We start from the raw sequence: 14,314 nt of genomic DNA, 5'->3' as shown, positions 1-14,314 counted from the left end.
TAGATTACCTCATCTATTCATTCAACAAATCCGCTACGATTTTTTCGTTTCGCTTGTAGAGTTTTTCATTATGGGAAGATACCATTGCCGTTTTCGTTGCTTCAGGTTCAAGATAAAGCTTAGCTTGATTCACTGCATTTGCTGCATCTTGAAAAGCACCAGCAATAAGATGCAACTTTCCGTCATGATGTAAAATATCCCCAGCAGCAAATAAACCAGGAATAGAGCTTTCGCTACTGCTCGATCCAGATATGAAATAGTTGTCACTTATTTGAATGTCAAGCGGGCTATTTTCGAGTAGCGATTTGTCTCTATCATAACCATGGTTTACAATGACGTCATCGATTGGTATATATTGCACAACTCCGGACTCCCGATTTGTAATCGCTACTTTCTCAATACAATCGCCAGCATCATTTGCTACTAATTCCGTAATTTGGGTTTGGGTAAAGCAAACAACGGAATTATTTTTTAGATATGTAATTTGAGATTCGTGACACGAAAAATCACTCCGACAGGCAATATATACTTCTTTGGCAATACCTGATAATTCTTTTGCCCAATCCGTTGCAGAATTACCGCCGCCAGAAATCAATACACGCTTATTTTTAAATTGCTTCAAGTTCTTCACAGAATAATGTAGGTTTGTTTCTTCAAAATCAATTGCATTAGGGAGTGGTAAACGTTTCGGATTTAAAATACCACCACCCACTGCAACAATGATTGTCTTGGAATAATGTATGTTTCCTGAGGCCGCTTTCACAATAAAGAGACCTGTTTCATTTTTGTCAATGCATACAACTTCCTCATTCAGCACTACCTTAGGATCAAAAGTGAGCCCTTGCTCTACCATGTTTTCAACGACTTGTTGTCCTGGAAGTGGAGGCATAGCCCCTATGTCCCAAACAATTTTTTCTGGATAAACGTTGACTTTACCACCTAGAAAAGGGTGGTACTCAATGATTTTTGTTTTCATTTCACGTAGCCCGCTATAAAATGCTGAGAATAATCCTGCCGGGCCTCCCCCAATAATGGTTACATCATACACGTCTGAATCAGAGATATGAATCATTTAAATGCTCCTCACAAATGAAAATGATTATCAGTTGCATTTATCGTACAACAATCGCAAAAATGTTGCAACCTTTTTCTAAACACGAATGTAACAGATAAGCTCCCTTCCAGCAGTCATTACTTTGAGTAAGGATAGAAATTTTTTAGTAGACGAATTCTTAAAGTAATTAACGATAACTAATATTCAACCATGTTTTTTACGCTTTTATTTTACTAGAAGTAATTGACAAGCAAGGGAAAAGCGTATATCATTTGTTAATGATAATCATTATCAATTATCAATAAAATAGCAATCAATGTACCTATTTTAAAATAATGTAACAAACAACATCGGTCATTAGGCGATCAACACTGTTTTCATATCGCCATACTCAGCAAAGGAGGTATACGCATGTATCGTTTAACTACAAATGACTTAAGCGTTGGCTATGGAAAAGAGCCAATTGTACGGAATTTATCTGTTGAAATTCCAGATAGTAAGATTACTTCGATTATTGGCAGTAATGGTTGCGGAAAATCGACTTTATTAAAAGCGATAACGAGAATCATCCCCTACGAAGAAGGCTCCGTGCTTTTAGATGGATCAAAGATTGCCACCATGAAGACAAAGGATGTCGCCAAAAAAATGGCCATTCTCCCACAAACACCGGATAGTGCAAGTGGTTTAACAGTTGGTGAATTAGTATCTTATGGACGATTTCCACACCAAAACGGTCTAGGACGACTAAAGAAAGCAGATATCGATATGATTCATTGGGCAATGGAAGTAACGGCTGTATTAGAGTTTAAACATAGAACAGTCGATGAGTTATCCGGCGGACAGAGACAACGTGTATGGATAGCGATGGCTTTAGCACAAGAGACAGACATCATTCTGCTGGATGAACCAACAACCTATTTGGATATGGCACATCAACTAGATGTTCTACAATTACTGGAGCAACTTAATAAAGAAGAAGGTCGGACCATTGTCATGGTCTTGCATGACATCAATCAAGCAGCTAGGTTTAGTGATTATTTACTCGCCATGCGTTCCGGGAAAATTATTCAAGCAGGAAGTCCTCATGAAGTACTTACAAAAGACATGCTACGAAATGTATATGAGATTGATGGAGAAATTGCCACAGATCCTCGCACAGGCAAGCCGATGTGTATCACCTACGATTTAATCAAACAAAAGGAGAAGCAAAGCTATGAAAAAACGATTCATTCTGCTATTTAGTGTCATCATTCTTTTGCTAAGTGCTTGTAATACCAATGAAGAAAAGAAACAAGAAAAAGCGGCTTCAGAAAATGAAAAAGATACAATTACTTATGAATCCGAAAATGGTCCTGTAGAAGTACCTGCAGATCCACAACGTGTTGTTGTCCTTAGTCAATTTGCTGGGAACTTGATCAAGCTCGGTGTCAATATTGTTGGCGCTGATTCATGGGCGAAAGATAATCCTCGTTTTGAAGAATTAAAAGATGCTGCAACCGTTTCAGATGACAACTTGGAACAGATTATTGAATTAGAGCCAGATTTAATCATTGGTCTTTCTTCCGCCAAAAACATTGATAAATTAAAAGAAATTGCACCTACCGTTACATTTACTTATGGTAAAGCCGATTATCTACAGCAACATATTGAAGTTGGAAAGCTTGTTAATAAGGAAGAAGAAGCCCGCAAATGGGTAGAGAACTTTGAACAAGAAGCCACAGAAGTAGGTAAACAAATTAAAGATAAAATCGGCGAAGATGCTACGGTATCCGTTGTTGAAAAGTTTGATAAACAATGGTATGTATTTGGTGATAACTGGGGACGAGGTACAGAAATCCTCTATCAGGCCATGGGATTAAAAATGCCAGAAACAGTTAAAAAGCATGCTTTAAAAGATGGTTATTATGCCCTATCAGAAGAAGTGATTCCAGACTTTGCAGGTGATTATTTAATTGTTAGTGACCAATCTGGTGCAAAAGATACCTCTTACCTAGAGTCCGATATTTTCCAAAGCATTCCGGCTGTTCAAAATGACAACGTATTTGTCATCGATGGAAAGAAATTTTACTTCAATGATGCATCAACACTTGAATATCAGTTGGAGTTTTTCAAGGGAAAATTTTTAGGAGAGTAACCAGGTGGAGAAAGTGGAGAAAGAAATCAATCATTCAGCTTTCACAATCAAATTAGTTACCGCCATTATTCTATGCCTCTTGACGTTTCTTATGGCTACAAAAATGGGAGCAAAAGAGACCAGTTTTAGCGATGTTTTTCATGCGTTTTTCCAACAGGATCATTCAGAAAGTTATTCTACTATTCGAGATATTCGCCTGCCAAGAGAAGTTGCAGTTATGTTTGTCGGTGCTGCACTTGCCGTCTCAGGCGCAATTATGCAAGGAATGACACGTAATCCTTTAGCTGATCCTGGATTACTTGGCTTAACGTCTGGTGCAAATGCTGCGTTAGCATTTGCACTAGCGCTTGTGCCAAAAGTGGATACGTTCGGCATTATGATTGCATGTTTTATTGGAGCTGCTTTTGGAGCTGGTCTTGTCTTTGGTATCGGTTCTATTCAAAAAGGTGGGTTTACCCCTGTCAAATTAGTATTAGCAGGTGCTGCAATCTCTATCTTTCTGCAAGCAGTGGCAGATGGTGTTGGCTTATATTTTAAACTTTCAAAAAATATTTCCCTTTGGACTGCCGGCGGTGCAATTGGTACGACATGGCAGCAACTAGCGATTGTGGTTCCGTTTATTTTAGTAGGCTTACTAATTGCATTAACTCTATCTCGCCAAGTAACCATTCTCAGCTTAAATGAAGAAGTAGCTATTGGTTTGGGACAAGAAACGAAGCGCATACGCTGGCTATTATTTTTCGTTGTGGTTATATTAGCTGGTGCTGCTGTTGCTTTAGTTGGTAATATGGCATTTATCGGCTTAATGATTCCACATATGGTACGAGCAATAGTCGGTGTGGATTATCGCCAAGTCATTCCTATATCTATTTTTGCTGGAGCCGTCTTTATGCTGCTAGCAGATTTAGTTGGACGAACGATTAATGCGCCAATGGAGACACCTGTGGTTTCGATTGTTGCTGTTCTCGGACTCCCTTTCTTTCTATTTGTCGTGCGAAAAGGAGGAAGAGCGTTACAATGATCCCATCCTATTTAATACGAAAACAACGTATCATTATTCTTATTTTAGGAATGCTCATTTTCATCACTTCCATTATAGCAATTAGTGTCGGACCAGCTTCCGTGTCCATTGATCGCTTAATCCCAACTATCCTAGGGGATGGAACCTTTAAAGAAGATTTCGTGTTTTTCTCGATTCGCTTGCCACGACTTATTATTATTGTATTAGCAGGAATGGCGCTAGCACTTTCAGGAGCCATTTTACAAGCTTTAACACGAAATGAGCTGGCAGATCCGGGAATCATTGGAATTAACTCGGGGGCTGGTGTGGCAATTGCCGTCTTCTTTTTATTCATGCCGATAGAAGTTGGGAAATTTGTGTATATGTTACCGGTTGTCGCTTTTATCGGTGCTATGGCTACTGCCATATTGATCTATTTATTTTCCTATCAAAGAAAAACCGGTGCAAAGCCTGTACATCTCGTTCTTGTTGGGGTCGGGTTTTCCATGGCGTTATCTGGTTTAATGGTAGTACTAACTTCCGGCGCAAAAAGCGAAAAGGTCGATTTCATTGCAAACTGGCTAGCGGGAAATATATGGGGGACGGATTGGCCATTTATCTTAGCGCTGTTTCCCTGGATTTTGATTTTATTTCCATATACATACATGAAATCACACCAGTTAAACATTTTTGGGATGAGTGAACCGGTTGGAATTGGACTTGGCATGCGGGTGGAAAAAGAAAGAGTTGTTTTATTGATGGTAGCCGTTGCATTAGCAGCCGCTACAGTCTCTGTCACGGGTGGCATTACATTTATCGGATTAATGGCACCACATATCGCAAAAAGGCTCGTCGGTCCACGACATCAGTTATTCCTGCCAATCACTATCCTGATTGGTGCTTGGTTGTTATTAATAGCCGATACAATTGGCAGAAATGCACTACAGCCAGAAAGCATCCCAACGGGTATCGTTGTTGCCATTATCGGAGCACCATATTTTATTTATTTATTACTACGAAGCAAATAATAAGGCGGGTGGGCAGAAACTCACTCGTTTTTTATACTATAGAAAGCCTCGTAGCACTCGCGCGGAACTGGCCACCGACTATTATAAAAAGTGTTTATAGACAAGTCTTTTCATGCCGAAAACGATTGCTTTCACTATTAACACAAGGTAACAAACCAAGTCTTTCTATTGTAGCTGGAACTATTAACAAGGCGTATTATAGATAAATAAAAATAGATTTATAATTTTCAAATTTATTTGCAAATAGATATTTGAAATTATATAATGACATTAGATGAAAAAGAAATGATTTGTAGAGTAATTGATTAAAATGGAAAGAGGTTGTCAACAAGGGTCAGGCATCCTACTATTTAAAGAATTAAAAGGAGGAAGACAATGTTTTCATGGACCGCATTAACCCCCATTGGTCTTATATTGGTGCCCCTGTTTTTGGTTTATGTATATGCGTATATAAAATTCTCCCGAAGTGGTGAGTCTAAAACGGAACATGGGGAAAAAATCATGCAACAAGCTTATAAGTATTCCATTCCTGTTTTCCCTATCGGATGGTTATTGATCGAGGCTTATCACCGTTTGATCTCAAATGTCAGTTTAGATATTTACCGAGATTGTATCGCTATTTTAGTTCTGCTATTTTTTAGCATTCAAGGATTAACGATCATTTTCTTGAAAAATAATAGCTCCTTGCAACCAAATAGCGAGAGACATTAAGGGCCTTTATTTATCAATAACATAGCCTTAAAAATTTTTCATGGAACATCTACAAAGAAACCTGTCCCATTCTTAGATTTTTTTATTTGCTATTTTCTTTTTAATCGTTTCTATTTGGTCGAGTAGGAGGGAACCTTTCCTTTGGGATTGTGTTCCGCCCCCTCACAGATCCGTGCGGGCGCAATTAACGCACACGGATCCTCACCAACATCTTTCACAAATTCTGCTATCCTTACAAGTTTTGTTTCCACTATTGCTCTACCTCCGTGTGTAGTAAGTGTGTCCCTAGTAAGGGTGATGTTGGTGTGACACGCCTTCCCTCTTATCGGCATTACCCGACGTCTTTGGTACTATGCGGTCATCCGACTTCCTGTTGTCATCTGGCTTCCTCTCTTTGTATCGATTGTTCCGCCATACTCTCCCCTTTTTTCCTAGAAGAAAGAACAAACAGGATATCCCGAGTTATCGTGTAATCATTGTGTAACATGCCTGGCTCTTCGACTGCGAGAGGGCTCTATATACCTTACCAAAGCGGTATATATCGTGTGGTTTTCCAGCCTTTCGACACTGTCAACCTCTCCGTTTTAACATATTACGCAGCTCAATCACTTTCAGGCCTATTACCTAACTGTCTACGCTTAACTCCAATAATTACTTGTTGAAGTCCAAGACTCGCTATTGATGGCTTGGTTAAAGCCTTATCAAACAGGAGTTCCACCTGTTAAATTACACGACCTATGCTCGGTCGCTCCAAAAGCTCTTGTTTATAGCTTTTAAGTTTTAAATCATTGAACAACATCTCAAAGAAACATTGTGAGCTGTGAATGAGAGCTTTTAATAATTCCTCTTCCATTACGACCAAGGAATCCTCGTCAATTGTTATTTTAGATTTAAGGCCGACTTCCTTTGTCATTACTCATTCAATCGGTTGACTAGGAAAAAAAAGCCGAGAATCCATTGTCTATATATTCTTCTAATGCATTCAAATAATAAGCATATAAAGAAGCTAAGTCGTCATAAATTGGTATGCCACCAAACTCTTTACCGTATGCAGTAAATACTACTCCTCCTTCAAGCATCAATATACCATTTTCAACATACGCCGCTTTATTTTTCCTTACTAATTCAATCAAAGACTGGTTATTAAAACCACCAATATAAGCGTTTCTACTTCTAGTAAAATCATTTAAATGATATACTTTCTCTCTCAAAAAGAAGCTGTTTATTTCCATTTAACCACCTCGCATCCCAATAACATAGATATTCATAAGCTAATATTAATTGTGCTCCTAATGTGTTCACAAACATATTCTTCATACAACGAAATGAAAAAGAAACGGATTAGATGAGGATTATTATCCAATGGCTTAAAAAATTATTAGTTTGCGTGAGAAGCAATTCCTAACCAAGCTCCCATGCTTCAAAAAAACTAATCACTTGAACTGCTATCGTTAATTTAAGCTAACAAAGCTTTACATTATCATATGTTATCACCTATTAGTAGATTTATTTCTCTATCGGTAATGGTTAGATCTTGTATTTCGTTATTTATCTTCTAACCCGTGATTCACTAATAATATTATGCACTATCAACATTTATGCCGCTTAGTTCTCTTTTTTCCTCAGACTTCCCTTTCTGCTTATCTTCCCCATTTTCAGGCTCTATACTAAATGTGGTGGTACTCCTTATTGTGCCAATGCACAGAAAGATGCAAAAAAATACACTCACTCCCCTCTCTTTTGATAACCTTGAGTTGCAGACACAAAAGGTAAAGGAGAGGGAAAGAGTGCAATATCATCTTATCATAGATTTATTGGGGATAAAAGATAAACAAGTAGAAGTATGGGATATAAAAGAAGAACCCGCGACATGGTTGGTAGAGCTTTATACGAAAGTTAAAAAGCAAACATGTCCATCCTGTAAAGCGAAAACAAAGCGAGTGCACAGCTACCGAAAACAGTTGATTCAAGGGTCAAATCTATCCCATACATCCGTGAAAATTTCTCTGCGAAAAAGAAGATATCTATGTACCCATTGCCACCATACCTTTTATGAACATTTACAAATGGTGGATCGGTATCAAAGGTGCACCAATTCATTACAAATGAGCGCACGAACTTACTCGGCAATCGGTTCATTTACGGATGCAGCCCGTTTATCTGGTATGACAACGAATCGATTAATCCGTTTGTTTGATCGTCATCCCCTGCAAACAAAGAAGGTTCTACCACGTGCTATAGCTATTGATGAGTTTAAAGGAGATGCAGGAGGAGAGAGGTTTCAAACAGTCATTGCAGATGTGGAGAACAAAGAAATCATCGATATTTTACCGGACAGAAAAGTAGATACCATAAAAGAGTATTTACAATCCCGTGATACGAGTAAAGTCCAAATCGTCGTTATGGATTTGTCAAAATCCTTTAAACAAGCTGTACAAAAAGCATTAGGCAATCCATTGATTATTGCCGATCGATTTCACTATATGAGGCAAGTATATTGGGCACTGGATGAAGTACGCCGAGAAGTTCAGAGGGATTTGGATAAAAAGCCACGTATCCAGATGAAACGTAGTAAAAAACTGTTATGGAAATCGGTATATAAACTGGATGAAGAAGAGTCAGAAAAGGTACAAAAGCTTCTTGATATTGATCCCAGATTACAAAAAGCCTATGCACTTAAGAATAAGTTAGATCAATGGTTTAAGGAAAGCGATAAGGATACAGCTAAAGCTGGATTAGAAGCATGTATGCAGACATTAAAAGAATCAGGTATGGATTCATTTCAACGTGTTTATCATACGTTTCAGCGATGGAAGACAGAAATCCTCCAATCATTTATGTATCCTTTTAACAATGGATATATAGAAGGGATAAACAACAAGATAAAGGTGTTAAAACGTAAGTCCTATGGCATTAAAAATTTTTCAAGATTAAAGAATAAAATACTATGGCAACAAGAGGTTAACAAATTAATTTAACACTAACTAAAAAGAGATGGTGGAGAGTAATTTCCACCACCACATTTGACAAAGAACCCATTTTCATTTCCTTATTATTACGACTCTACTTCATGCTCGATCTTTGCCTCTTTGTCTGTTCCACCAGAAAATGTAACCAAAATAACTATTAAAAAACTAATCCAAATGATAATCATACTTTTTTCAAATCCAATAATATTACGCTGTATCCTGGCTATTTTTTAATTATAAAATAAACCAACTAAATTGGCTAAAGTACAGTAATTATTTAATCCAAATTATGGAATATTTACTATTTAAAGTGTCACAGATTTGGGTTACAATGAAAAGGAATTAATCCCGCTACAAATTGCGTAATCGCATAATTTTATTTAGAGTAAATAGAGCTCTTGGTTGGGAGGTAAAAATAAATTTGGCTAGAAGACAAAAACAAAAACTAATGTTTCATTTTCTCATCTTTGTTTGTTTTTTTATTGGTATTCTATTAGGCTTATACGGTCAAGATTTAGCATATTTTTTAAATGAAAAAGTGTACACTGCTATTTACCCTATATATTATTTAACAGCTTCCACTATAACCAGTATTAGTATGTTTTTAATCTCATTGCTATTTGTTTACATTGCAGCTAAAAAGAAAATACTAAGTAAAACTATTTCTTCTAGATATGCATGGTCTATTTTTATAACTGGTTTTTTTATCTCTTGTTGGTCCATGTTTGTATTAGCTATGTGGTGGGGATAACTAGCGGAACTTTCCCTTGATAGTAAAAAGAGTTATATGTTCATTAGTAAGACATGCATGTATGATATCTTAGAAACTAGATAAGTAGGGTTATTGGTAGATTTTCTACAAAAGGGAAGATCAAAAAATGAAATTTGAGTATGTAAAATTTGAGGTGCTTTTACCGGAAGATTACATCGTTCCTTTACGTAACGAATGGAACAAGTACGGATATATAACAGTTGGGGACTACGATCATGTTGTTTCGTACAGTGAGACGAAAGGATATTGGAGACCTTTAGAAGCATCTAACCCATTTGAAGGTAAAACAGGAAATATAGCAAACGGTTCAAAATGTAAAATGGAATTTAAAACTCCATTTGAAAATATAGAGGAAGTAAAAACGATTATTAAAAGTATTCACCCTTACGAGGAACCAATAATTAACGTTGTGCCTTTACTTAGTTAAATCCTAATGCGTTTCAACTTAAAATAGAGAATGAAGTTGTAACTCTATGTCTACGATTATAGGTACTGTACTATAACGAACCTATTTTTAGAGATTCAAGGAGAAGACAATGTACTTTTAATGTTTACATAACGTACCTTTTCAATATGATACGTTATAATTAAAGAAAAGGAATGATTCAATGAAGAAACGAAGAAAGGTTTTTTATTATAACGTTGTTATACTATTGCTCGTTCTATTGCTCATGGGATGTGCAAGTGATGATAAGGAAAAATCAGAAACGGATTCCTCAGATAATGACACTAGTTTAGCATCTGAGAAAGAAACGAAATAGACAGAAAAGAACGATCTAGACAACGAAGCAGAAGATGAAGCGGAATCAACTGGAACAGCAGGAAGCACAACTACTAACCAGTCTAATAATGGCACTGACTCAACAGATGAGCCTGAAAGTAGAGAAGAGAATGCATTATCCAATTATTCTACTGAGGAAATGGAATACGCTCGAGTTTGGCTTCAGCTTGGAGAAATAAAGGATGTAGATGAATTGAATGTTCGACATATTCCAGCTGGTACACCACTTAACCCTGACGATGAAACAAGCGTCAACTATCCAGAAGATGTGATCCAACTTGCAGGTAGTCGCTTAGTAGATGGCTCCGTAACCTACAGCAGTAATGGGGATGGAACCGAGCAGTAAACTACTTTGAACATGGTCAGCAGTTAACACCTGCACATGGTCATGCAGCAATGATGGGTGTTTATGGAATGTTTGCAATAGCTGTACTTATCTACTCACTGCGAAATGTGGTTAAACCTGAGAAATGGAATGATACGTGGTTGAAATGGTCATTCTGGCTATTAAATATCGGATTATTTGGGATGGTATTTGTTTCCTTAACACCAATTAGATTTATCCAATTGAAGGAAGCCTTCGATAATGGGTATTGGGCATCACGAACAAGTGAGTTTCTACAACAAGATATTATTCAAGATCTATTATTATGGCGTGCCGTACCAGATACAATCTTTCTCATAGGTGTGATCATCTTGGTTGTATTTACGATAAAAATTATGTTCCATCTGAAAAAACCTAAATATAAAGGTGGAGATAGCATACCTGAAGCGGAAGAATAAGCAGATGAATAGATGAATTGAAAACGAGGTAACTAGAAAAATAGTTACCTCGTTGTTTTTACTTTACCAGACAGTCAATAAGTTTTGGAATCGCTATATCTAAAAAGGCTACCTTGGAACACCATAAGTAACATGATAATCTAACAGTCCGATTTCCACGCTCGAATCAAAACTGGTTATTGCAACGAGTATGTTTGAAAACAATCGTGTGCACAGTTTTAATACGAATTATTTACGTCAAAGAAAATAATAAAGCATCGTTATTACTTTTAGGCGTGAATTAAACTCAGCCCTTTTTTCTAAAAAGTAAGCAGGGCTATAAATATTTATGTTAAACGCTTGTGTGCGACAAAATTTTTCACATGTTTAAGTTTAAAAATGATTGGAGTAAGAACATATTTAGGTTTATTCAAAGAGGATTCGTACATGGAACTAACGAGCGTAAATGGATATCATTCCAATAAGGAGGTGTTCAATTTTATTGGAAAGATTTTTTACGCTCTCTCATAACCTTTTTTCGTTATTTTTGACTAGTTATGTTCCAGTCCCCAAAAAAGAAAAATAGTGGGTAAAAATAATTCGGCGATGACTTTACCCACAAATCTTAGTATGTAATGAATGTCTATTTTACACAGTTCAATCGTTTAACCTTTTCTTTATTTTTAATCTCCCCGGCCAAATGCTTTTGTGTCAATATTCTCCTTATCAAGAAATTCTTCTATTTTTCCCTGCTCTCTTCCATTCACCACACGAGTTTTATCTTTTATCGATTTCATGTCTATATCAGGGAAACTCCCGTCACTTGCTTCATCTACTATATTATCGATTGTTTCATTTAATTCGTGTATAAACTCATTTGAAGCTGTAATATAACGACTAATTCTTTCAGACTCTTCTTGATAACCTTCAGGCAAGGTATTATTTGAGATATAATTAGAGAAATTCTCATCATTTTCTTTTACAAGCTTGTTAATTCTGTTCAATTTATCCAATTCACTTTTATGTAATTCCTGATCTTCATCCCATAGGAACTCTTCAAATGGATAACTGGCATTATCTAATTCTTCACTGCTGTCTAAATATACTTTTATGCTTTGTTTCATTTCTTCTTCGTCAATAACACGATTATTTTTTTCAGAGGTGAAAATAGTATTAGGAATTTTCACGTCCTTTATAAGAGGAGTGCCATCTTCTTCTGAAACGTCTATGTCTTCTTCGGGGGAACATGCACTCAATAACAAAACAATTAAAAAGCTATAAAAGATTCTTTTCATATTAGTTTCTCCCCCTTAAAAATAGATATGTTCCATTTCCAGTGTTTAATAAATAATCTAACAACAGATTCCCTAACCGATTTTCCAATATAATAGCCCAGTATTGCTAATAATGAACCTAAAATAAAACCTTTTACAACCTGAAATACATCGTCCACTCCAATTGTATGAAATCCATTAACAAATCCTATTACAATTAAGATAACTGGAGATAGAATCATAATTGGTACACCAATTATATAAGCTAATATAAATGGCATACATAATAACAAAATAAATAAACTCACTATAGTAATGATGCAATTCGCTACACTCAATCCTATCATTGACAACAGTGCTGTAAACATACTTTTTATATTTTTTTTCTCTTCTACTTTATTTATAGCATAAACAGTGCTTAATTCTTTAGCAATCTTTTCGGGTTTTCCTAACTCTCTACTTATTTCCTCCTCACTTTTATTCTCATTACCTCCATCAACAAAACGCATACTATATTCATCTACAATATGTTTTTTTTCTTTTTCAGACATATATTTCAGTTTATTTTTAAGCAATTTCAAAAAATTATGTTTGTTCAAGTGTATCCTTCTCCCCGTCATATTAATAAGACTATTAATTCTAGTACACTCTTTTATCAAATTGAACGTTCATAATTTATAATGTCAGTATAGCTTCGTCGTTTTTCGTGAATTATAATAACTTTTCTAAATTATTATCTGCATTTCCATCCACAATAATAATATTTAGATCGTACAAAAGCGTTCCTTTATAGTGAAGTTAAATAACAATATCGCATAAATAAAAGACGAACGGCCCATAAGAATGAAACCAATCCAAATTTTAAACTTTTTAACAAGTTATTCGTCGTACTATGATTCTGGCACACTTTTCATTGGCTTTCACCGTGAATCAATTTATGAATTACCTTAAACCGCTTGCATCAATGAAAATTAAAAATTCAATGACACACAGAAACTTTGACGTGATAACTTACTGGATAGCAGCCAGTCATAATTCGTGTGTTCTTAACTACTTAAATCTTTAAATAATTGCTGCAAAGTTAGACGATGTTAAACAAGAGGAAAAAGACGTACAAAAGACATTACTAGATCAGAACCAATCATTTGCAGATTATGTGATAGAAATTTAAAATATGTAATCTAATTTGGATGTCGCCTCTTTGAAGATGGATTACAACTGGCGAAAGTTTTTCCATCAGGAATTGGAAATCCCGAATACCATTTGATTTGGCATACCTCCCCATCAAAAACAAGAGCTCCTTATTAAACAAGCAATGATTTGTTCAGTTGGTCTAAAGCCCATTCTGCAGTGAAGAGCTGTAGCAGTTTTGGACATATTCACCACCTCTTCTAAAAGAACCACTGCTTACAACAAAAAAAAGCAGCGTTATACCTGTATAAAGCTCACTGTTAACTTCTCAAAATTCCACTGATTTAGAACGAAGCAAAGCTGGTGAGAGTAATATCTAAAACATAGGAAATCTCGTAGAAGTGTACGGCAACGAAAAAGATATGGATCTGATTATGTATGGCGATGTAAAGAAATACTTACAGTTTGACTTAATTTGGAAGCCACCCACTTGCCGGAAGCCTCTATTGGTATGGAGTAAATTAAAGTTGACCCGATAACTTAAAAAAACAAGTAACGTAATGAAGGACATATACCCATTTTCTCTTTGTACGATGAATAGGCTCAGAACTCAATCAGGAATTAGCTAATTACCATGCAGGTGGTGAAAGCGTATAATCCGTCTTAAAACCAGTATATTGTTTAGTGTATGATAGAAA

14 protein-coding genes and 1 pseudogene are annotated in these 14,314 nt (G+C 36.1%); 11 read left to right on the top strand and 4 right to left on the bottom strand.

All coding sequences use genetic code 11. From position 1 onward, the window contains the following. Positions 1 to 13 precede the first annotated feature (13 nt). Positions 14 to 1,072 (bottom strand): NAD(P)/FAD-dependent oxidoreductase, encoded by a 1,059-nt coding sequence (locus tag KBP50_RS01230; protein ID WP_050349583.1) that lies wholly within the window; start codon positions 1,070 to 1,072, stop codon positions 14 to 16. 393 nt (positions 1,073 to 1,465) lie between these two features. Here KBP50_RS01230 and KBP50_RS01225 point away from each other — a divergent pair, with 393 nt between their 5' ends. The 5 genes from KBP50_RS01225 (at position 1,466) to KBP50_RS01205 (ending at position 5,927) form a co-directional block, all read left to right on the top strand. Further along, on the top strand, positions 1,466 to 2,296 hold the full coding sequence (locus KBP50_RS01225) for an ABC transporter ATP-binding protein (RefSeq protein ID WP_050349584.1): 831 nt from the start codon (positions 1,466 to 1,468) through the stop codon (positions 2,294 to 2,296). Next, positions 2,268 to 3,188 (top strand): iron-hydroxamate ABC transporter substrate-binding protein, encoded by a 921-nt coding sequence (locus KBP50_RS01220; RefSeq protein ID WP_050349585.1) that lies wholly within the window; start codon positions 2,268 to 2,270, stop codon positions 3,186 to 3,188. Before KBP50_RS01225 ends, KBP50_RS01220 begins: the two co-directional genes overlap by 29 nt. A gap of 13 nt (positions 3,189 to 3,201) precedes the next feature. Then, the gene (locus KBP50_RS01215) at positions 3,202 to 4,209 is read left to right on the top strand and encodes a FecCD family ABC transporter permease (RefSeq protein ID WP_412768168.1); all 1,008 of its coding nucleotides are present in this window, start codon (positions 3,202 to 3,204) and stop codon (positions 4,207 to 4,209) included. Continuing rightward, positions 4,206 to 5,216 (top strand): FecCD family ABC transporter permease, encoded by a 1,011-nt coding sequence (locus tag KBP50_RS01210; RefSeq protein ID WP_050349586.1) that lies wholly within the window; start codon positions 4,206 to 4,208, stop codon positions 5,214 to 5,216. The genes KBP50_RS01215 and KBP50_RS01210 overlap by 4 nt, the downstream gene beginning before the upstream one ends. A 375-nt stretch (positions 5,217 to 5,591) precedes the next feature. Next, positions 5,592 to 5,927: a hypothetical protein gene (locus tag KBP50_RS01205; RefSeq protein ID WP_050349587.1), complete on the top strand. Its 336-nt coding sequence runs from the start codon at positions 5,592 to 5,594 to the stop codon at positions 5,925 to 5,927. Positions 5,928 to 6,859: 932 nt separating this feature from the next. Here KBP50_RS01205 and KBP50_RS01200 read toward each other — a convergent pair. After that, positions 6,860 to 7,159: a hypothetical protein gene (locus tag KBP50_RS01200; protein ID WP_050349588.1), complete on the bottom strand. Its 300-nt coding sequence runs from the start codon at positions 7,157 to 7,159 to the stop codon at positions 6,860 to 6,862. A gap of 555 nt (positions 7,160 to 7,714) precedes the next feature. On the opposite strand from KBP50_RS01200, the gene KBP50_RS01195 reads away from it, so the two are divergent. From KBP50_RS01195 to KBP50_RS01170, 6 genes and pseudogenes are all read left to right on the top strand, one after another. Beyond that, positions 7,715 to 8,905: an ISL3 family transposase gene (locus tag KBP50_RS01195; RefSeq protein ID WP_050349589.1), complete on the top strand. Its 1,191-nt coding sequence runs from the start codon at positions 7,715 to 7,717 to the stop codon at positions 8,903 to 8,905. Positions 8,906 to 9,317: 412 nt separating this feature from the next. Continuing rightward, entirely contained in the window at positions 9,318 to 9,647 is a 330-nt protein-coding gene (locus KBP50_RS01190; RefSeq protein ID WP_050349590.1) for a hypothetical protein, read from the top strand. Between the two features lie 127 nt (positions 9,648 to 9,774). Then, positions 9,775 to 10,095: a YqfO family protein gene (locus KBP50_RS01185; protein WP_050349591.1), complete on the top strand. Its 321-nt coding sequence runs from the start codon at positions 9,775 to 9,777 to the stop codon at positions 10,093 to 10,095. Positions 10,096 to 10,276: 181 nt separating this feature from the next. Then, the gene (locus KBP50_RS01180) at positions 10,277 to 10,429 is read left to right on the top strand and encodes a hypothetical protein (protein WP_156875316.1); all 153 of its coding nucleotides are present in this window, start codon (positions 10,277 to 10,279) and stop codon (positions 10,427 to 10,429) included. A gap of 159 nt (positions 10,430 to 10,588) precedes the next feature. Further along, positions 10,589 to 10,795, top strand: a complete 207-nt coding sequence (locus KBP50_RS01175; RefSeq protein WP_050349592.1) for a hypothetical protein — start codon at positions 10,589 to 10,591, stop codon at positions 10,793 to 10,795. Further along, positions 10,789 to 11,232 (top strand): annotated as a pseudogene (locus KBP50_RS01170) (cbb3-type cytochrome c oxidase subunit I); the annotation flags it as partial. The gene KBP50_RS01175 and the pseudogene KBP50_RS01170, both read left to right, overlap by 7 nt. A 662-nt stretch (positions 11,233 to 11,894) precedes the next feature. Here KBP50_RS01170 and KBP50_RS01165 read toward each other — a convergent pair. Together KBP50_RS01165 and KBP50_RS01160 are read right to left on the bottom strand one after the other, a co-directional pair. Beyond that, entirely contained in the window at positions 11,895 to 12,506 is a 612-nt protein-coding gene (locus KBP50_RS01165; protein ID WP_050349594.1) for an NDxxF motif lipoprotein, read from the bottom strand. Continuing rightward, positions 12,503 to 13,105, bottom strand: coding sequence for an HAAS signaling domain-containing protein (locus KBP50_RS01160; RefSeq protein WP_082240818.1), 603 nt, complete (start codon positions 13,103 to 13,105; stop codon positions 12,503 to 12,505). Before KBP50_RS01160 ends, KBP50_RS01165 begins: the two co-directional genes overlap by 4 nt. Between the last annotated feature and the right edge of the window lie 1,209 nt (positions 13,106 to 14,314).

It is taken from the genome of Virgibacillus pantothenticus, from assembly GCF_018075365.1.
Lineage (GTDB): Bacteria > Bacillota > Bacilli > Bacillales > Amphibacillaceae > Virgibacillus > Virgibacillus pantothenticus.
The sequence above is the reverse complement of the archived record's forward strand: the minus strand, read 5'-3'. Positions and strand labels throughout refer to the sequence as shown.